This window comes from Paenibacillus sp. BT-177 (assembly GCF_025846815.2).
GTDB lineage: Bacteria > Bacillota > Bacilli > Paenibacillales > Paenibacillaceae > Paenibacillus > Paenibacillus polymyxa_C.
The window spans coordinates 160,622-181,612 of record NZ_JAOYTP010000007.1; the positions used below are offsets into that span (position 1 = coordinate 160,622).

The 20,991-nt window shown below is 42.4% G+C and carries 13 protein-coding genes, 1 other RNA gene and 1 pseudogene; all 15 read right to left on the bottom strand.

Going from position 1 to position 20,991, the window contains the following annotated elements; genetic code table 11:
- Positions 1-42: 42 nt before the first annotated feature.
- The 15 genes and pseudogenes from OIU26_RS19825 to eno all read right to left on the bottom strand — a co-directional run bounded on the left by OIU26_RS19825 (position 43) and on the right by eno (position 20,954).
- The gene (locus tag OIU26_RS19825; RefSeq protein ID WP_264217774.1) at positions 43-1,458 is read right to left on the bottom strand and encodes a contractile injection system protein, VgrG/Pvc8 family; all 1,416 of its coding nucleotides are present in this window, start codon (positions 1,456-1,458) and stop codon (positions 43-45) included.
- Positions 1,455-2,129 (bottom strand): hypothetical protein, encoded by a 675-nt coding sequence (locus tag OIU26_RS19830; RefSeq protein WP_264217775.1) that lies wholly within the window; start codon positions 2,127-2,129, stop codon positions 1,455-1,457. Before OIU26_RS19830 ends, OIU26_RS19825 begins: the two co-directional genes overlap by 4 nt.
- A 581-nt stretch (positions 2,130-2,710) precedes the next feature.
- Positions 2,711-2,953 (bottom strand): hypothetical protein, encoded by a 243-nt coding sequence (locus tag OIU26_RS19835; RefSeq protein ID WP_153795464.1) that lies wholly within the window; start codon positions 2,951-2,953, stop codon positions 2,711-2,713.
- A gap of 12 nt (positions 2,954-2,965) precedes the next feature.
- A complete protein-coding gene (locus OIU26_RS19840; RefSeq protein WP_039276509.1) occupies positions 2,966-3,433 on the bottom strand; it encodes a hypothetical protein in 468 nt (155 codons plus the stop codon).
- 1 nt (position 3,434) lies between these two features.
- Positions 3,435-6,549: pseudogene (locus OIU26_RS19845) on the bottom strand (contractile injection system protein, VgrG/Pvc8 family).
- A 701-nt stretch (positions 6,550-7,250) separates the two neighbouring features.
- On the bottom strand, positions 7,251-7,964 hold the full coding sequence (locus tag OIU26_RS19850) for an NAD(P)/FAD-dependent oxidoreductase (RefSeq protein ID WP_264217776.1): 714 nt from the start codon (positions 7,962-7,964) through the stop codon (positions 7,251-7,253).
- Between the two features lie 34 nt (positions 7,965-7,998).
- Entirely contained in the window at positions 7,999-8,325 is a 327-nt protein-coding gene (locus tag OIU26_RS19855) for an NAD(P)/FAD-dependent oxidoreductase (protein WP_264217777.1), read from the bottom strand.
- Between the two features lie 292 nt (positions 8,326-8,617).
- Complete coding sequence (locus tag OIU26_RS19860) at positions 8,618-11,956, bottom strand: DEAD/DEAH box helicase family protein (protein ID WP_264217778.1); 3,339 nt, start codon at positions 11,954-11,956, stop codon at positions 8,618-8,620.
- 24 nt (positions 11,957-11,980) lie between these two features.
- The gene (locus OIU26_RS19865; protein ID WP_264217779.1) at positions 11,981-13,195 is read right to left on the bottom strand and encodes a restriction endonuclease subunit S; all 1,215 of its coding nucleotides are present in this window, start codon (positions 13,193-13,195) and stop codon (positions 11,981-11,983) included.
- Between the two features lie 5 nt (positions 13,196-13,200).
- Complete coding sequence (locus OIU26_RS19870) at positions 13,201-14,691, bottom strand: HsdM family class I SAM-dependent methyltransferase (RefSeq protein WP_264217780.1); 1,491 nt, start codon at positions 14,689-14,691, stop codon at positions 13,201-13,203.
- Positions 14,692-14,944: 253 nt separating this feature from the next.
- Positions 14,945-15,309: a transfer-messenger RNA gene (gene ssrA / locus OIU26_RS19875) on the bottom strand.
- Positions 15,310-15,562: 253 nt separating this feature from the next.
- Positions 15,563-16,042 (bottom strand): SsrA-binding protein SmpB, encoded by a 480-nt coding sequence (smpB, locus tag OIU26_RS19880; protein ID WP_007428162.1) that lies wholly within the window; start codon positions 16,040-16,042, stop codon positions 15,563-15,565.
- Positions 16,043-16,306: 264 nt separating this feature from the next.
- The gene (gene rnr, locus OIU26_RS19885; RefSeq protein ID WP_264217781.1) at positions 16,307-18,916 is read right to left on the bottom strand and encodes a ribonuclease R; all 2,610 of its coding nucleotides are present in this window, start codon (positions 18,914-18,916) and stop codon (positions 16,307-16,309) included.
- A 188-nt stretch (positions 18,917-19,104) separates the two neighbouring features.
- Positions 19,105-19,338, bottom strand: a complete 234-nt coding sequence (gene secG / locus OIU26_RS19890; RefSeq protein WP_013368823.1) for a preprotein translocase subunit SecG — start codon at positions 19,336-19,338, stop codon at positions 19,105-19,107.
- A gap of 329 nt (positions 19,339-19,667) precedes the next feature.
- On the bottom strand, positions 19,668-20,954 hold the full coding sequence (eno, locus tag OIU26_RS19895; protein WP_013368821.1) for a phosphopyruvate hydratase: 1,287 nt from the start codon (positions 20,952-20,954) through the stop codon (positions 19,668-19,670).
- Positions 20,955-20,991 lie beyond the last annotated feature (37 nt).

Consider the following 20,991-nt stretch of genomic DNA (forward strand, 5'->3'; position numbering starts at 1 on the left):
TTATATCTTCAGGCTGACGCCAGTCATCCGCTGCCCTATAGGCTAATTCGACTTCACTTCACTGCCCTTCATGTCCGCTGACCCACTCAATTGAATATGACTGCCGTTGCAATCCATACGCAGCTCGCTGCCTGCGGACAAATTCATCGTTTTCCCTGCCGACAGGCTCAGATTACCTCCCGCCGAGATACTTACCTGTTTATTGCTCACAATATGAATGCCTTCCTTGTCGTCCAGCTTGATAAAAATAGCGCCATCTTTACCCGTCACGACCAGTTCATCCGGTCCCAAACGAATTTCTTTTCCATGAGGTGTTCGCCATATTTTCATCTGCGGATTGGAAAGCTTGTTATGTCCGCTCCCTCTGTCTGCACGTCGGACTGCACTGCCTGCTACCCCATCCTCTTCACGGCTGCCCGGAAAATAGAGTGAAACCGGGTCCCCTTTTTCCGGCATTACGTACCAGCCTGTATGTCCCCCGCCGCTATATACCGTCGAATAGTTGAACCAATGCGCCTGATTGACCGCCTGCTTCTCGTCGCAATCCAGATGGATACGTACCTGATCCTGACGTACGTCTACGACCACCCCGCCTAATGAAGCACCCACCAGCTTTTCCTGATAATAGCCTTTCTGCCGTAAGCCTTTGTACGAGGCAAGCACATATTGATGCCGCAACAGCCCTTGCCTCATCTCCGTATAAGCCTCAATGACATACAAACTGTGTCCCTGAAAGGTCAACTGAGCGCCCAGATCCAGCACCTCGTCTGTCTCCACCTCATAAAAAATAAAATCATTTTCGTTCACCTTCGCCTGCTCATTTTCCTGAAAGTAGCGAAAAGGCAGCATCTGCTTGCGTACCGTATAACGGGTATGATCTAGCACGGTCTGTGCAGGGCTGTCTTCAATGCCAAAATAAAGTTTAGGACTGTCAAAACGCGCCACAGGCATCAGACTCGTATGATAGCGGGAAGCCATGCGTCTTAAAAAAGCCCAATCCGTTTCCTGATACTGAATGGCAATCCGTCCAATGGGCTCTCCACCTGTCGCTCCATCAATCACATCCAACCCTTCATAATCCTTACCAATCTGCTCCAGCATCTGAGGAATCGTCATTTTGGTATATTGAAAAGAACGGGTGCGTTGCTGAATATCCATCCGATAAGTATGGGAAATCGCCTCTACCTCCAGATAGTACACATCCCGCACAACCTTCACTTCGACCGATAGCGCAATCCCGCTGAATAGCGGCTTACTTTCACCCGATTCATTGCGTTGGCTTACCTCAATCACCGTGTTCTTTTCCGTTGTTTCCACATAGCTGTCTTGCATCTCTTCCGGGATGATCCCTGTAAAATAGAGCCGAGTATGCTCGTTGATTTTCTTCGTGAGGGTAAGCTGCTCCAGCTCAACCAACTCGTAGGGATGGATTTGGATATTATCGTAGCCCAGACTCATAGCGAATCCGCTCCTTTCTCAAGCGTAGTTTGTAAGGGTAATGAAACTGCATGAAGCGACTGCACTGTGTTTTCCGCTACAGGTATCCATACCTCCATGTCCGATTCCGTACAGTTAAACGTCCCCATCATCACCTGTCCTGCATGGGTGAACAGCAGGATTTCGTTGTACAAATTCGTATCCACGCCTGCAGCTATAAAACGGATCACTCCAATGGACAGACCGCAATGATTTACGATCACTTGAGTGCCCAACCAGTTACGGATCGGTTGTACAGCTCGCAAAGTGTCCGCCATTTGCTCCACAAAATCAGAAAGCTCCTCGTCTGCCAAAGTGGATTCTGTCCGATTAAAGGTGATATTCACCGTTCCATCCTCCGAGGTATAAATGACCTCTGGACGATGCACCGAAGGATATTTAAATTTGGCCTGCTCCAGTGGCATCAAGCTAAAGGATTTCGGCACGCTAACCTCAATTTCTCCGTCCAAAATCACCCTTAATTCCAGCGGAATGAGCTCATCACCTAAACGTAACGCCAAATTTTTCTCAGAAACGGAGTGATCCTGTTCGGAAATAACAGTTTGAGAAAGACTCGTATTTACGTTATTAGATGCAACATCATAATTAAGCTTATTTTTAAGACTTAAAATATGCTCGTCCATATAGTTCATAGGGTTAGTCCCTTCTTCGTAAAAAAGATAAGTATTAATTCAAAATATAAAAGCAAAAGGGCATATTTAACAATAACCCATCTTATGTATGTATCGGCCAGAATAGATATTTTGTTTACAGAAAGAACCATCCCATGTGTTATTTTCAATGTATATTTCTGAAATTAATATTGAGAAGGGGATTGATATCGGAACGGACAATGGATCGAATTGAATCCTTCCTTGCTCAGAATAAAAGCAGTTATTATGACTTGGAAAGGCCGCTCCCATAATAAAAATGATTTTATCAAATGATTTGGATAATCGGAGTTTGTAGAGTTGGAATATACTTAGTCCGCAATCGATCCTACTAAAAAGCAAAAACCCGCTCTATGAGCGGGTTTTTCAAATGGAGGCGAATCATGGCATGGAAAATCCACAATTTGGCGTATTGTGATGCTCAGAACTACTGGGGGAGGTTACTTAGAATAAATTCATTTTTTTAGATTACTAGGATTATGTTCAGAAAGCTCTGATTTGAATTTAATAAAATCTTCGCCTTGTAAAAATTTACCAATATCTTCAAACCTTAATTCTGTTCTCTAATAAATGAAGATATCATACTCTCTATCAAGCATATATAAACCAAGTTTTAAATCAACAAACTTGCTTGTTCCCTCTGAAATAATCAATGCTTTATAATCTATACCTTTTAATGGCACACAAAATACATTTTCACTCGGATACTTTTGTTTAGCTATATACTTTTCAAACTCTTCGTGAGAATGAAGTCCATAATTAGCTATACCTTCATCAGACTCATTGATAATTTCCTGAACTGACATTGTAAATTTATTTTAGTTAGATAAATCTTTTTCAATATATGGATATTTTAGCGAATCAATTATTCTATTAGATAGATAGTTCTTTTGATACTGGTCTAAATTTGTGTTTACAATTACAGTATCATTTTCTTTTCTAAATAGTTGATCTGTACCATTTTCCAAAAACACCATATCAGGATTAAAGCTCTTTAAAATCTTCCCAATAGTTTGAAATAAGACCTCCAGTCCTTCATAAAATGTTTTCCCAAACAATTGAACACTAATTTCTGTATTTATTTTCATGCCGTATTCTTCTCTTAAAAAATCAATGCTAGTAATATCTTCTGTTTCAATATCAATTGTGAAATATCTGCAGCTAAGACGAGAAAAGTTTTCGTAATTAGTTACTTTATCTTTAACTGTCTCACTTACTATGTTATAAATTGTTCTCTTTAATGTTTCAGGTCCTAAATTTGAAACTAAAAGTAATTCACAGTCCATCTCACTTTTCTCCTCCAAATACTTTTGTAATTGTGCCATCTTTAACACTAATTAATTCTTCAAGTCTTTTTAAATCACCATTCGGATTTGCTTTTCTTAAAATTGTTCCAGTAATTTCTGCAATTTTTTCATCTGGAAAGTTGTCTAAATTGAGAACAATTCTTCCAGATTGGTTCTTTGTCTTTCCTGCTATTTCTTTTATTATACTTTGTACCTTACCATCTGGCTTAGGCGCATAACAATCGAATACTTTCCCTTCGATTAAAAAATCTGGATTCGATCCTTCTTTAATCCCATAACCATTTCCACCATCAATTTCATCCAACATCTTAATGTCATAACCTTTGTCAGCCAAGAAATCGGCTGTTTCATTTTGTTTCTTTATTCCATGTGAATCTCCTGCTCCATAATTACCTTTAGGTTTACTACCCTTTGGTAAAGAAGGTTCTGTAAGTTTAATATTACTAACAACGTCACCTGTCACCTTAGTCCCGGACGGATTCTCGTTGGGTTTGCTCGGTTTCTGTGAAGCAGGTGTTCCTTCGCTCTTACCTGACTTTCCGCCAGAAGGTTTAGACGGCGTTGAACTATTTGGACCCTCGCTTTTAGACATTCGATAAAGGTCCTTAGCACTTTCCACACTATTGGATGCTCCGGTATACGTTACCGCTGTCCCATGTGCTCCCAAAAGGGCAGATTGTGCCATAGCCAGGACGCCTACAGGTGCCCCTACTCCTGAAGCTGTTACCAAACCACCTAAGAATCCTTCCGTCACAGCACCAACCGTTTCTACAGCTCCGGCTACAGTCGTCAAAGAATGTCCGATCACTTCACCTGTTTTACGCGCCATCGGATGCTCTGAGGTATATTCCTTATTCATTAATCCGAACGAATAATCTTCTACAACCGCTGCTGCTGCTCCTAGTACAACTTCTCCACCCACATCTGCGGCATACTCCAACTCGTTCGCCATCTGCTTCGCCATAATGGCTTCATTTTCCGCATTCTGGAGCTGGACTGCCGCCATAAGATCCCACCAGGACTGAGATTCTTCCTCTTGCTTCGGCTGCGGCTGTTGAGCCATGTAACTGTCGTAGTTCGCCCTCCAGCGTTGTCTCAACTCGGTGGGAATTTGCTGATAAGCATGAACTATAGTGTTCGATTCTCTCAGCAAGTTTTGAACGAGCTCTAGGGGACCACCGGAATGCGCTACATGACGTGCACTCGTATATACTTTGCCTAAAATCCACTTGCTATAATAGGCTTGTTTTGCTTGCTCATGCTCATACTGACTAATCAATCCTTGAAGCGCCAGACCTGCCCAATGTTTTAACGGATGTATGCCTGCTTCTTTAGACGCCCCCAAGGTAGGCGTTCCTTTGCTCCGAACAGGGATTGCTGCGGATACTTGTAAAACCGTTGCCGCCACTTTACCTGCTAGTCCACCCGATATATTCAACATCACATTGGCTACTTTCCCGACTGCTGGAATGGGGCCTAATAGCTTGGATACTGTACCCAGCAAAGCATTGGCCTGTTGAAGTGCCGCTGGACTTGTAACCTTTGCTGTAGGAGCAGGAGCCGTACTACTGGAAGAAGCATTGGCTGCTTTAGATTGTGCGGCCTCATACGCCTTAATATTCATCAACGGCGGCTCAGGTACAGGAGGAAGGTCAGCTACGAAAACTGGAGCTTTTACCGTACCTTCCTGATAAATCACTGGGGCTTTGGTGTCCGTCTCACCATCTAGCACTATACTGCTGGCTCCACCTTTTAAATATAGTGCGGTTCCAGCTTCCAGTGATAGTTCCTGGCCTGCATCCAGCTTTACATGACCGCCCTGAATCTGTACATTCCCCGGACTGTTGACGGTGATGCCTGTATCATCATGCAGTGTAATCGAAAACCCATCGGAAGTGGACAGGATCAGCTCCTGCTCAGACATTTCTATGCCGCTACCTTGTACGTGTTTCCATGCCTTCACATCTGGCTGTCCATTGACGTGGCGATGTTGTCGCAAGGAATCTGCCACATAGGCTTCCTGTTCACAGTGTGTAGGTAAATACAGCTCCACTTGTTCCCCAGCTTCAGGCATGTCATACCAGCCACTATGTTCTTCCGCGACATAACGGGTAGCTACGGGAAACCAGCAAGCTTTAGCTAGGTCTTGCTTTCGGATCAATTTCCAGTTGAAGTTGTACGAAATCTTGTTGTACCTTCAGCACCGTTCCCGTGAGTGAAATCCCGATAGCTTGATCGTTTTCATACCGATCATACTGAATATCCTGTTCAGCTTGGAGATCATAACGAGTTTGGAGTAAACCGTCCTTTAACTCTGTCATTGCCCGAACAACAACCAGTTCTTTGCCTTGTCCGATGGGTAACGTGATCAAGTCACCCAGTGCATAGTATTGCAGATTATCAATCGTATAGGTGACATACACACCAGCACGTTCCCCCAGGTTCCCTCTATCTAAATCATGAAATGTTTTCCGTACCCTATAAAATACATCTCGCTCCACCTTATACTGCTTGCCTTCTGGCATCCCAAAGAAAATCTTAGGTGATGCAGCCGTAATCTCCGGTACAAGTACCGAACCAAAGCGAGAGACAAGACGCTTTAAAAAGGCCCAGTCGGTTTCTTCATATTGTAAAACAAAAGTACCTAATTTAGCATAATTGGTCACCGTATCAATGGCATCTCCATACATGTACTTCCGAACCATTGTAGTGACCAGATCATCATAAGTACGGTGAATATCTTGATAGGAGCGCCTTTTCTTCTTGATATCCATTTGATAGGAATGCGAGGCCGCCTCCAGTTCAAAAGTGTATACTCCCCGTATGCAGTGCACAGACATGCGTGTAATTAACCCATGAAACAAACGTCTAAGCGACTGTCCTTGCCCATTCAACTGACGTATGACAATCGGTTCCTGCTCCATGCTCTGTCCAACACACGCGGCTCCCTGTTCTTCCGACAGCATCCCGCTCACATACAGGTATGCATGATCGTTAACGGCCCTGGTAATTCGCAATCGTTCCATATGCTGAGGTTGAAAAGGACCGTATAAGCGTAGACTTTCATACCCTATTCCGTTTTGCAGTACGTCCAAATGCTTTCATATCTCCTTTCCTGTGGCACAAGGCACGTTCGCCAGCCACCTTGTGTTTACATGTGTTCGTAGCTATCACACCATTCAAACATGAGTTTAAGAGGTTATTTTTAACAGTAAACCATTCTTATGTATGTATCGGATAGAATAAAGATTTTGTTTACAGAAAGCCCCATCCATTCTGTTATTTTGAATTAACATGGCTAACGAATGAATGCATGAAGCTCCCCAAAACCGTCTTGCCCCTAAAAGATAAGAGATATTAAAATAGCGAATCACATTCACATCGGTTCTTCCCTAACCCAAAAGAGTGAACTTATTGAAGACAAATATTATTGCCTTGCTTCAGAGCATATTGTTGAAGAGGGCGTCGATACTATCGAGAAGTACCTTGTGCATGAGAGAGTTCCATAAGGTTTCTTAGAAAATATGGGGTGTATCCGCATGTAAAAGAGTGGATATTATAGCGTGGAATCGCTTGATATAAACAATAGATGAAAGGCAAATCGTCGTGACTTAACTATAATTAGTACCAAAATCAGTTGTAAGGCCTCTTTATCTCAATTATTAAAACCATAATAAAAAGCCATCAACCAGAAACACTGGCTGATGGCTTTCTTGTCTTACTCAAATGGAGGCGAACCGTGGCTGTTCAAAACCACAATCCGCCGATGCGTGTTTCCTGTGTGAGAGCCAAACAACTATCCATCTTTATACACTATGCCTGCCAAGTTGATCAGTAATTGCCTTCGCGGCGGAATAACCGGAGCTCCAGGCCTAGGCTCTTGATCAATCTTAGCTTCCTTCAGCAGGACGGAGACGATTTTCTTGTGTAGAAAACTGACAAAGGACTCCGCGAACGTTCGGTGCGGGAACTTCCTCTGATTCGTCTCCAGAAATTCGATAACCTCTTCCTCCGTGCGGTTCGGCATCAAATCGATGGATAGATACGGTGTCCCCTTTCGCGAGATGAACGTCTGCCGTCCAGCCAAGCTGTAGTATCGGTGGGACTGGAGAAGCCGTAATCGGTGTAATGTATTCCGCCCTGTTTCACTGCTTGCGACTTTGCCGTTCACGAGGATGTCGGCACGTCTTTGGAGTTTGATACCGGAAAGTGCCTTCTGATATGGATATTTCACCTTCAATTGCACGAGGGCCGGAACAGGCTCCCCCAAGTAATGCCCCATTTGCTGGGCGATTGTATATCCGGACCCATCCGTCCCCGCATTCTGGCAGGTAAGAACACCCGTACAGAGAAACAGATATTCGCTAGTGTAGACCACCTGCTCCTCTGTTTCCGTTCGGCATGTAATTTTAAATCGCGGATGATCTGCTGATACGGTGACATCAAGCACTTTGTTGTTAAGGTATACCGGAATGTTCCGCTCCTCTAGAGCAAGCTCGAAAATATCCACCACAGATGCCGCCTGTAGTACATTAAACCCTCTTTCAATTTAGTAAGCGGCAGCCCGAGCACATGAAAGAAAGACCGATGCCGAATTGTTGCAACACAGGCAGCGTAAATTCAGCCTGACTGCTGTAATACTTGCGCGATAAGGCTACCGCTTCGTCATCCTTACCCATCGCAGTGGAATCGTTCGTAATATTACAACGACCGTCACCTGTCATGGAGATTTTCTTCCCAATCCGGTCGTTCCCCTCCAGAATGGCGGTATCAATACCTAAATCCCGCGCAGTAACGGCGGCCATGAGTCCTGATGCGCCTGCGCCGATTATAATTAACTTGTGGTGCAATAAAGTCTGATCATCGTGCACAGTTAGTCAATGTACTCCTTGTCCAATGGATTTATATATAGAAATGTGAAATGTGATTTTTCAAAAGATATTGTACTTATTAATTATAACATAGGCTTATGTAACGCATAATCCCGCTAAAGTATTCCTGACACCACGCCCAATTACATTTATGCCCTAAATATGAAAAACACCATCCTTAAAAGATGGTGTTCGGGTTTTGGAGGCGAACCACGGCTTTGCAAAACTATAATTGGCGTCATCATATAAGCAAGGATTCACCTGGTATGCAAAAAGACTTTGTAAATAGCCCTCAAGATATATCCTCCGCATTACGGTTAATATGATCGATGATATCTAAAATTCCACGAGCTTTTGGAAGCTGGTCCTTGAACACAACCATAATCCCACCTACTGAACTAAACGGATCTTGCTGCAATACTTGGCGTTCTAATGTGCCATTCTTAACGATGTAATCAATGATCAACTCAACAAATTGCGTTTGTTGTAAGTTTAAAATCTGTTCAGAAATAAATGTTGAAAATGCTTTAACAGCAGCTTGGCGGTCAAGACCGACAATTTTACGAACAAGCTTTGTGACAGGGGTATCCCCATAGTCTTTTTCGTACTGTTCTTTGGAACCAAGTTCACTCCACAAAATTTGCTCTAAGTATTCTACATCTTGCTTCGTTAATGGTTTGTTGTTACGCAGCTTATAAATCGCTAATGTATCCTCATGTTGATGCTCATTTAAGTAATGCTCTACCTTTTTACGATAGCTTTGTAAGTCATTCACATTATAAATCGACGTATTTTCTGCAACAGTCATCACTTCATCCTTGAAATCAGTGTAATAAATTTTCTGGTTTGAACGTTCAATATAGCGAATTAAATCACGTAGTGCAACACGAACCCTTTCTAGATCAGTAAGCGAAACCTCTTCCCAGAATTCCATCGTTCGTACGTCATCAATCACATCTTTTTGTGCTAATACTTGTGGAATTGTACCTAGTTTTGAAAGTGCTTCTGCAGTATCAATAACCCGGCGAATAGACTTTGTAGCATTATTCGACTGCAAGCTCGCTAGTTCAATTGTCAGCATTAACAGGTCGAAGCGTTTGGCCAGCTCATCATCTTCAATCGGAGCAATTAACGGTGAAATGTTTTCTTTCACTTCATTGGTCTGTACCACCGATAACGCTTGCCAGCTCTCCTCATTTTGATACTTGTGCACATATTGTAAGTATTGGCGCACTCGGAAGTTCTCATCATTTAATGCCCGAACGTCCGATACGATTTCCTTCAATAGCTGTTCTCGATAAGATATAAACGGTGCTTCTTGATATTGAAGCGATTGTAATTCACGTACAATGTCAACCTTTGTGTTAAATAACCTTTCCGTTAATGTTTGAGTTATTTTGGCTTCTTCACCTTTTTCATTCACACGGAAATATTCAAAATTTCTTAAATAATCAAATATTAAGAAGTAGCCCTTATCCAATCCTGGTCCAAATAAGTCTTTACGGAGACGTGTTCCGCGACCGACCATCTGCCAAAACTTCGTTTTTGAGCGCACCTTTTTGAAGAAGACTAAGTTTAATACATCTGGCACATCAATTCCCGTATCTAGCATATCAACCGAAATCGCAATTTGTGGCATCTTGTCCGGGGTTGAGAAGTCATCAATAAGCGTCTGATAATATTCCACACTATAGTCGATTACCTCGGCAAAATCACCATCGTTTTCAGGGAATTTCAAATCGAAGCGTTCTTTAATGGCCATCGCATGCTTGTGGTTTTTGGCGAAAATAATAGTCTTTCCTAACTTGTCTCCACCTTCAACCTTCAAGCCATATTCCATTAAGTCATTTAACACGTGATCGATTGTGTTCTTGTTAAATACAAAATGATTAATGGCTGAGCTATCAATATCCCTTACTTGCGGTTCATCTTCAAAAATCTCTTCAAATTCTTCTTTTTCGTCCTCGGATAAATCATCATAACGAATACCATCATCTAAAATTTTCAACGTGGTTTCTCGCGTGCGATAATCAACTAAGTAGCCATCCTCTACAGCCTTCGCTAATTCATAGGCAAAGGTCGGTACACCGTTTTCTAAATCAAAAATCGTGTACGTATTTTTATCAAGTTCATCCTTTGGCGTTGCGGTTAAACCGACAAGCATCCCATCGAAATAATCGAAAATGCTTTTATACTTCTGATAGATTGAACGGTGTGATTCGTCAATAATAATTAAATCGAAATGCCCTATCGTAAATAAACGGTTGCCGTTCTTACGCTTCACTTCATCAATCGCATTCATCATCGTTGGATATGTCGAGAACACCATACGAGCAGCTTCAGGGTTCGAATTTTTTTCAAGCATATTGCTTAATGATAAGTTCGGAAGCAGTGTGTTGAAGTTACGAAAAGCTTGCTTCACTAGAGATGTACGATCCGCAAGAAACAGTACATTTTTTACCCAATAATTTTTCGTTAACACATCGACTAATGAGATCGCTGTACGTGTTTTACCACTGCCTGTTGCCATTACGAGTAAGCCTTTTCGTTGGTTGTTACTGAACGTATTACAAATCGCTAGAATCGCTTCTTTTTGATAATATCGGTTCGTAATATCATCATCTATTTCAATATTCGTTAAAGGCTGCTTGATTTGACGACGGTCGATTAACAATTGTAGCTCATCTTGTGTATAGAAGCCTGACACTTTACGTGCTGCATAGTGATCATGCCAAATATGCGTTTCAAAGCCGTTTGTATAAAAGATGACAGGTCGTATCCCCTGCACCTGCTCTACACAATCTGCATACAGTTTTGCTTGGTTGCGCCCTTCTTTGGGATCACGTGAAGCACGTTTTGCTTCAACAACAGCTAAAATTTTACCGTTTGTACCGCGTAACACATAATCCACGTAACCTTCGCCTTTTGCATTTGGCATACCTGTTACCGGATATTCTATCTCAAAGTTTTTGCCAATTTCCCATCCAGCTAACTTTAAGTCTAAATCGATATATCGTTTACGCGTCTCAAACTCTAAAATCGTATCGACATCAAAATTGTAATCTCGTTGTGAATCTACACGATTAGCCGTTAGTTGTGCCCGGAGTTCTTCATTCTGCTTACGAAGCTCTTCAAGTGACTGATCCTTAGCACTTAGCTTGTCATATAAATCACTTAGTTCCTCTGGACGCTCTCGCTTGTATACTGCATCATACAATAACGCTTCATCAAACGTAGATGCGGTATGTTCCTCGGCGTAACAATAATCAATCCATGCCACAAACTGATGTAAATTATGTAAAGACAACACCGCTTCATCACGAGTAATTGCCACATTCGTATGTACTGCTGCATTTCCAAGCTTCACCACATATTTCATCATCGGCAACAGTTCTTCATCAATGATGCCCAAAAAGTGACGATTATGAATCAAGCTTGAGAGGTTATCTTGATAGGGTATTCTCACATCGTTATCAAACTGATAGACCCATTTCACCGCAAGCTCGAGCGCACGGCGCGATAAAATCGCAACCGTGGCTGGGCTAACTTGCATCGCCTTTTCCGCTTCATAACAGGCATTGGCAAAGCTAGTGAATAACTGTTTGTACTTTAAAAAATCGAAGTTCAACATATACTTTTCTCCTATGCTAGATAGTTATTGTTCTTGGAAGGGCTCGCCTTTGAAGGCTTTTTGGAGTAGGGAATTGTATAATATTTCATATGAAGATAGGCTGTTAATAAAATCATTTCTTATCTTTTCTAAAGAAATAATTTTATTAACAAATTCCTTCTGTAATTCAATAGGAGGTACTACAATTAGAAGCTCATTTAAATTTTTCTTAGATATATTAGGCATCGACCCTGAACTACCCGATGCTAGTTTACTTAATTCTTTTTTCATTGAATTGTTATTCAATAATCTCCATAGATAAATCGGTTCTATCAAAGTTATATTCTTAATAATTAATTTAAATATTAAGTCAGAAAACATCAGTTTTGAAGACGTTTCAAATATATAGGAACAAGCCCCAACTAACTCTTTTGTATTCTTTCTTGTTAAAAGGATATCCCCGACATTCACTTCATACTCACTTTTAAAAGGTGTCCCATCAAGTAACTTTTTATTTTCTTTAAAGTTATACCTGCCTCCTGTAACAGCACTTAGTTTCAAAACTCCTGGTTCATTATTAGTAGCTGGTTCTTTACTAGCAACAGGGCTCCACCCTGTTTGTATGTCCGATATAACATTTTTTATTGGCATCTGCTTGAATTTTTTTATGTTTTGAATTGGATCTCCAAACATCTCTAAAAACAAACTTTGTGTTAATTCGTCTAATGCTGTGATTTGGGATTGGCGTTTTTCTATTAACCTATTACAGCTATCAAGTACTGCTACAATATATTTTTGCTGTTCAATATATGGAATATCCAATTTAATTTTCTTCAAATCATTCACAGCAAAACTTGCCTGATTAACCGACTTTTTAACAATTTTACTTAGAGATTTTCTAAATTGCTGTGTCTGGAATAAATAAATGGCGAACTTAGGTAATAAAATCCCCCTTTTCACCCTTAACCCTAGTAAATTCATCCCATGAATAATTTGTTCATTCTCTTTTTTTTCATATAACGCACATTTACCCAAATGTTTTTCACTATTAATGTGAGACATTAAGATATCTTCGTGTTCTAATATATAATTTTCAAATTTTCCTATATCAGTAATTCCTGCATATCCCATCTTATTACGATTTATTTCACCTGTTGAAATCGTTTCAATACGAGTTATTGGATATCCACCTGATAATCCCTGTTTTATATTCACTCCATTTCTAATAAACTCAAATAAATCTTCAATTTTATATTCCACGTTACTCACCCCTTCAATAAAGCTTCTAATACCTTTAATTCATTAATAATTTCTTCTTCCTTAGATAGAATATCATTAATGATTTCTTCGGGTGATTTATACTCCACTTCCTCATACTCAACCTCTTTATACTTATTAATCGACAAATCATAGCCTTGCTCACGAATCTCATCAACTGGCACAAGGAATGATTGCTCTGTACGTTTACGCTCTGCTTCACCTTGTAAGTTACTGAAACGGGCAATAATATCCTCTATATCATTCGCTTCAATTGGCGTACGTTTATCGTCTAATGAGTAACCATCAGCCTTCATATCATAGAACCATACGTGATCCGTTCCACCTGCACCTGTTTTCGTGAAAATCATAATACCTGTTGAAACTCCTGCATACGGCTTAAATACGCCACTAGGCATTGAAATGATCGCTTCTAACTTATTGTTATCAATAATTTCTTTACGAATGGCTTTATGCGCAGTTGAGCTACCGAACAATACACCATCCGGTACGATTACAGCAGCACGTCCACCAGCCTTTAACGTACGTAAAATAAGCGACACGAATAATAACTCTGTTTTCTTCGTTTTCGCTACTTTTAACAAGTCATTCGATACAGCATCATAGTCTAATGATCCTTTAAATGGTGGATTCGCTAGCACTAATGTGTATTTATCCTCATCTTTATTTTCCTCAGATAGTGAATCACGATAATCAATATTTGGAGCGTCTACCCCGTGCAACATCATGTTCATAGCCCCAATACGTAACATCGTTGTATCCATATCGTTACCATAGAACATGTGGTTGTGGAAATGCTCATTTAACCCTTGTACTAAAAACAAGTCTTGATGGTTCTTTCGTAAATATTCACTTGCTGAAACAAGGAAACCCGCTGAACCCATTGCCGGATCGATAATTATGTCTTCTGGTGACGGCTTCATCAGTTCTACCATCATATTAATAATATGGCGTGGTGTACGAAATTGACCGTTTGTACCCGCTTGTTGTAGCTTAGATAATAAGTACTCGTAAATGTCCCCTTTTGTATCACGCTCTTCCATTGGGATGCTATCAAGTGCAGTTACTACTTTTTGTAATGTAGCAGGCTTATTAATTTGGAACATTGCATCTTTCATGTACTTTGAGAATGCAGATTCTTCTTTACCACCTAACGTTTTTATGAATGGGAAAATCGTACTCACCATTACTTCATACATTTCTTGAGCTGGTAAGTTCTTAAACTGTGTCCAACGCATCATTGGCCAGTGTTTCTTTTGCACTTCATTGAAGTCTGCTGGCATTTCCGAAAAAATCCCTTTATATTCAAGCCCTAAAAAATTCGCTTCGTTTTCTTTCTTAAGTTCGCCTTCATCTAGGCCTTTAATGAAGAGTAGGTATGTTAGTTGCTCGATATTTGTTAAAGGGTTTGTATTTCCCTCTGTCCATAATGTTGTCCACATAATATCGATCTTGTTTTTGATCTCACCTGTAATCATATTGTAACCCCCATTATATTAAGGTACCTATTGCAGACACCTTCTCTTACGGTCTATTTTATACTAAATGTGTGACCAGTGCCTTTTGATTATAATCAATCATCTTGTACTATGTAAAAATCTGTTATAGTTCATTTTCAGCTCTAGTTCTTCTTTGAACAAGTCCTTGACGATTCCTTGTTGTTTCTACATCCAAATTACATTTCATCACTCATTATTAATAAATAAAACCCGCTCACTGAGCGGGTTTTTAGAATGGAGGCGAGGGGAGTCGAACCCCTGTCCGAAGATAACGACACATAAGCTTCTACGGGTGTAGTCACAGTTTTGATGTCACCCGAGTATCGCCCCGTAACCGGCTATACGTTGGGTCAGCCTGATTGTCTTCTTCAGCACACCCCAGGCGGAGATGTGACAGCGTATCCCACTATAGGTTAGCCCCTACATCCGGCACATGGGCGATGCAGGAGAGGAGCACGCTCACAGGTTATTAAGCTGCGAAAGCGTAGTTGTTTTGTTGTTTGCCGTTTAATAGGCTTTAGCGTTGATGAAGTGGACGCGTCCCCACTACCCGCTACCCATGCTCGAACTATCCCCGTCGAATCCATAAACGCCCCCATATTATAAAAGGGCTCCACGGATAAATCCGGAAATACCGGAGCATAAGTGCATAATATCAAAAGCTGAATCCTAAGATTCAACACTCGAACCATGTTAAATCAAGATGCATTGAAAAATTACTACTTCGTTAGTATAACATATTACATGTCATAACGAAACGGATTGAAGCCATTATAGCTTGATAAAATAGCACCATTACAGGAACAAGTAACTTATCCACGTAATTTGTACCATTCTAATCAGCAGTAACTTATCTTGCAATTTTTTGCTTCTCTCGTAGAGCACGTTGGATATCACGCTGCGCATCACGTTTGGCAGCCGTTTCTCGCTTATCATACTGCTTTTTACCTCTACCCAGTCCAAGCAGCAGTTTGGCATAACCATTGCGAACATAAATTTTGAGCGGCACGATGGTGTAGCCTTCCTGTTTCGAGAGACCAATAAGCTTACGAATCTGCTCTTTATGCAGCAGCAGCTTACGCGTACGCGTCGGATCGGTCGGATTGTTACGATTACCTTGTTCAAAAGGGCTGATATGCATATTGTGAATATGAATTTCACCATTACGGATCGTAGCAAAAGCATCGCTTATATTAGAGCGACCATTCCGCAGAGACTTAATTTCCGTTCCCGTTAACACCATGCCCGCCTCGTAGGTGTCCTCAATAAAATAGTCATGGGAAGCTTTTTTGTTCTGGGCGAGCACTTTCCCGTCTGCCTTCTTACCCATGAATACCACTCCTTATACATAACTTAATTCAATCTAGAAATCCAGCTACAAAGAGCTACCCTAGAAATATATTGTAACAAATTTCAGATGGTAAAAGCAAGAAAGGTCAAGGCTGCTACATTTCTAATTACCCCAATAGCACACTAAAATCAAGCGGCTTCTATCCTTACTGCAGATAGAAACCGCTCATATACCTAAGCTTCCATCAGCATCATCCACTGTTCTTGAGAAGCTCCAGTTACCTAACAAGTAAGTTTTATCAACCTACTTTTTCTTTTTCCGTACAAACCCAGCAGTGCTATTTCCGCCGTTACCGCCCTTTTTTTTCCGCTTGCGACGTGCTGCGCCTTCACCGCCTGATCTGGCATCATTACCTGGGGTAGCTGCATCACCAATGAAGATCCCGCTGGCAGACGTCTTCTTCCGTCGCTTGCTTGCACCCGTTGCTGGCGAATTGTATCCGCCCTTGCCACTACCAAAGCCGAAGCTGCCTGGCGAGCCTGTACCGACACCGTTTCCACCACCGCGACCTGCGCGACCTGCGGTGCTAATTCCTCCGTTGCCGCCCTCTTTAGGCTTTCCAGCCGCCTCACGACCGCCTTTACGCTCTCTACCAGCCTTGTCCTTACCGCCCTTACGGTCACGTCCTTCTCGGCCTCTGCCTTTAGCACGGCCCTCGCCACGTGCAAAATCTCCACCCTGGCCCGAGCCTCCCGTCCGTTCACGACGTTGCCGTTGCTTCATATCGACGAGTTCAAAGTCAATTGTGTAATCTTCCATATTCACACGTGCGACGCGAACCTTAACCTCATCCCCAATGCGGAATACCTTAGAGGTGCGTTCTCCGATTAACGCCATATGCTGCTCGTCAAAATGATAATAGTCGTCCGTAAGTGCACTCAGACGCGTTAAGCCCTCGACTGTGTTGTCCAGCTCAATGAACATCCCAAAGCTGGTTACACTGCTGATGATCCCTTCGAACTCCTCGCCGACCTTATCCAGCATATATTCAGCCTTTTTCATCTGTTCTGTGTCGCGCTCTGCATCCACAGCCACACGTTCACGCTCGGAGGATTGCTGAGCAATATCTGGCATGCGTGCAGTCAAATATTCCTGACGCTCATCTGTCAAAGCCCCGCCATTCTCCAATACCTCACGAATGACACGGTGAATTACCAAGTCAGGGTAACGACGAATCGGTGATGTAAAATGAGAGTAATACTCCGCAGCCAGTCCAAAATGTCCTGTAGACTCCGCATCATATTTTGCCTGCTTCATCGAACGCAGCATCATTGTGCTAAGCACCGTTTGCTCCTTCGTACCCTGAATATCTTCTAACAATGTTTGGAGTGCACGCGGATGAATGGAATTTCCTCGACCTTTGATCTGATGACCAAAATTAGCTGCAAAAGCCATAAAGTTTTGCAGCTTCTCTGGGTCGGGGTCCTCATGAATCCGGTACAAGAACGGTACCTTGAGCCAGTGAAAATGTTCGGCTACCGTTTCATTGGCCGCCAGCATAAACTCTTCAATAATTTGTTCGGCTATCGTACGATCCCTCTTCACAATATCGACAGCTTTGCCTTCATCATCTACAATCACTTTGGCCTCATCAAAATCAAAATCAACTGCACCGCGGCGCATCCGATTCGCACGCAGCTTCAATGCCAGATCCTTCATCGTACGGAATACATCAACCAGGTCCTCGTAACGTTCCATCAGTTCTGCATCTTCCTCTTCGAGGATTTTGCGAACGTTAGTATAGGTCATCCGTTCCTTCGTTTTAATCACGCTGGTAAAAATATCATGCTTTACAACCTTCATATGCTCATTGAATTCCATCTCACAGGATAAAGTCAGTCGATCCACCTGAGGATTCAATGAACAAATTCCGTTTGAAAGTCGATGTGGAAGCATCGGAATGACGCGGTCAACCAAATACACACTACAACCGCGGTTATATGCCTCCAGATCCAGCTTGGAGTTCTCACGCACATAATACCCTACGTCAGCAATATGAACGCCCAGACGGTAGTTTCCGTTCGGCAAACGCTCTACATTAACCGCATCATCGAGGTCTTTGGCATCTTCCCCGTCAATGGTAACTATGATCTTATCGCGCAAATCACGCCGTCCCTGACGTATAATCTCTTCTTCCGTAATCGCATCAGGAGCCTGATCCGCTTCCGCCATCACTTCATCCGGAAAAGCTTCTGGGAGCTGATGCTTGCGAATAACGGACAAGATGTCAACGCCCGGATCATCCTTATGACCCAGCACCTCCAGCACTTCGCCTTCTGCCGCTGCACGTCCTTCCGGATAGCTCACAATACGCACGACGACCTTTTGTCCGTTTACAGCTCCGTTAAAGCTGTCCTTAGGAATGAAAATGTCCCGGTTAATACGTTTATCATCCGGCAAAACAAAACCGTATGCTTCGTGGCTCTGAAACACACCGACTACCTGAAGCACTGCGCGCTTCACGATTCGCACAACTTCGCCTTCTAGTCGGCCACCCGCAGGTCCCTTTGATGTTACTCTTACCAGTACCGTATCTCCATTCATCGCGCTCTTTAAGTCGTTAGCATGAATGTATACATCCGGGTGCTCCCGGTCCTCTGGAATCAAAAAAGCAAAGCCCTTGGCATGGGCCTGCAAACGCCCGCGCTGCAAATCCATCCGTTCTGGAACACCATAACGGTTCGTGCGGGTCAGTAGAATTTTCCCGTCTTCCTCCAATGCGTTCAAGAGCTTAAGAAATTCCCGAAACTCTTCTGCATCCTTAATGTCAAAATGTTGCTCCAGCTCCTGGTATGTCATAGGCTTGTATGCGGTCTCGCGCATGAAATCAAGTAGTTGTTGCTCTGTTATCATAATTTTGTCCACCTCGGGTGACCTTTAATTTTCAGTAATAAATCCGCATGTTCCTTGTTCCTGATACAAGGCTCTTTATATACTCATACCCTAGTATACACGAATTTAATCGACGGCATCCCTGCCTGTCCAAAATCCAAAAAAGCCCCCGTTTCCCGTGAAACGAAGGCTTAAGGTGTATATTTATCTTATTTTGCGAAAAATGCAACCAAAACGGAAACGATCATAAAACACGCACCCAAAACAGCAGTTACGCGTTGTAAAATCAAATCCATACCGCGAGCTTTGGTCTTGCCGAACAGATGCTCAGCACCGCCAGAGATGGCACCGGACAAACCTGCGCTTTTCCCCTTTTGCAATAAAACAACCGCAATAACAGCAATCGAGAACACAACGAGCAGCACTTTCAAAAAGATTTCCATGAAAAATCCCACCTCCTGAGCTTATACATCTGTTTTGCAAAACAACACAGCCTCTTTTATGAAAACATGCACATATCATGCTTTAAATAGCCGGAAATTAACGCAAAACACTATTTTCATTCTACCACAGCTTCCAGTAGATAACAACAGCTACGGCAAGACACTTAGTCATTAAGCTTCTGTAGATATATTATACATTTTCATAATAAAAAACAGACCTGCTTGCACATGGCGAGCAGGTCTGTTTTATTCATGCGTAAAAGCTTCGGGCGTCAGACTTCGTGATCATAAACCATAGGTCTAAGACGCTGTCAGCATTTTTCGCAACATTATTTTTTCAGGTTGTAGAAAGATTTCAAGCCGTGGTATTGAGCCAGTTCGCCCAGTTGATCCTCAATGCGGAGCAATTGGTTGTACTTCGCAATACGGTCAGTACGGGAAGGAGCACCAGTTTTGATTTGGCCTGCATTTGTTGCAACAGCGATATCAGCGATTGTGCTGTCTTCGGATTCACCGGAACGGTGAGAGATTACAGCTGTGTATCCTGCGCGTTTAGCCAATTCGATAGCATCGAATGTTTCAGTCAGCGTACCGATTTGGTTTACTTTGATCAGGATAGAGTTACCGATGTTTTCATCGATACCTTTAGCCAGACGCTCTGTGTTAGTTACGAACAGGTCGTCACCAACCAATTGGATTTTGTTGCCCAGTTTTTCAGTGAGCAATTTCCAACCTTCCCAGTCATCTTCGGAGCAACCATCTTCAATAGTGATGATTGGGTATTTATCAACCCAAGAAGCAAGCAGGTCAACGAACTCAGCAGAAGTGAAGGATTTACCTTCGCCTTCCAAAGTGTATTTTCCATCTTTGAAGAACTCAGTGGAAGCAACGTCCATACCGAGGAATACGTCAACGCCTGGTTTGTAACCAGCTTTTTCGATCGCTTCGATAATAGTGGACAGAGCTTCTTCGTTGGATTTGAAGTTAGGAGCAAAACCACCTTCATCACCAACAGCTGTGTTCAAGCCTTTGGAATTCAGTACGGATTTCAGGTTGTGGAAGATTTCTGCGCCAACACGCAGAGCTTCTTTGAATGTAGGAGCGCCTACAGGCAGAACCATGAATTCTTGTACGTCAACGTTGTTGTCGGCATGAGCACCACCGTTAACGATGTTCATCATTGGTACTGGCAATTGTTTAGCGTTGAATCCGCCCAGGTAAGTGTACAGTGGCAAGCCCAGAGCTTCAGCAGCAGCGCGAGCTACAGCCATGGATACAGCCAGAATTGCATTCGCACCCAGTTTACCTTTGTTTGGAGTACCGTCCAATTTGATCATCAATGTATCGATTTCTACTTGGTTCACAGCATCCAAGCCGATTACTTCAGGAGCAATAATTTCGTTCACGTTTTTAACAGCTTGCAGAACGCCTTTACCCAGGTAGCGGGATTTGTCGTTATCGCGAAGCTCTACAGCTTCGTGAGCGCCTGTGGATGCACCAGAAGGAACGATAGCGCGACCAATCGCACCGGATTCCAGATATACTTCAACTTCAACCGTAGGGTTACCACGGGAGTCGAGGACTTCGCGAGCGTACACGTCAGAAATAATAGTCATTTGTACTTAATCTCCTTTGTAATTCATAATTTATTGG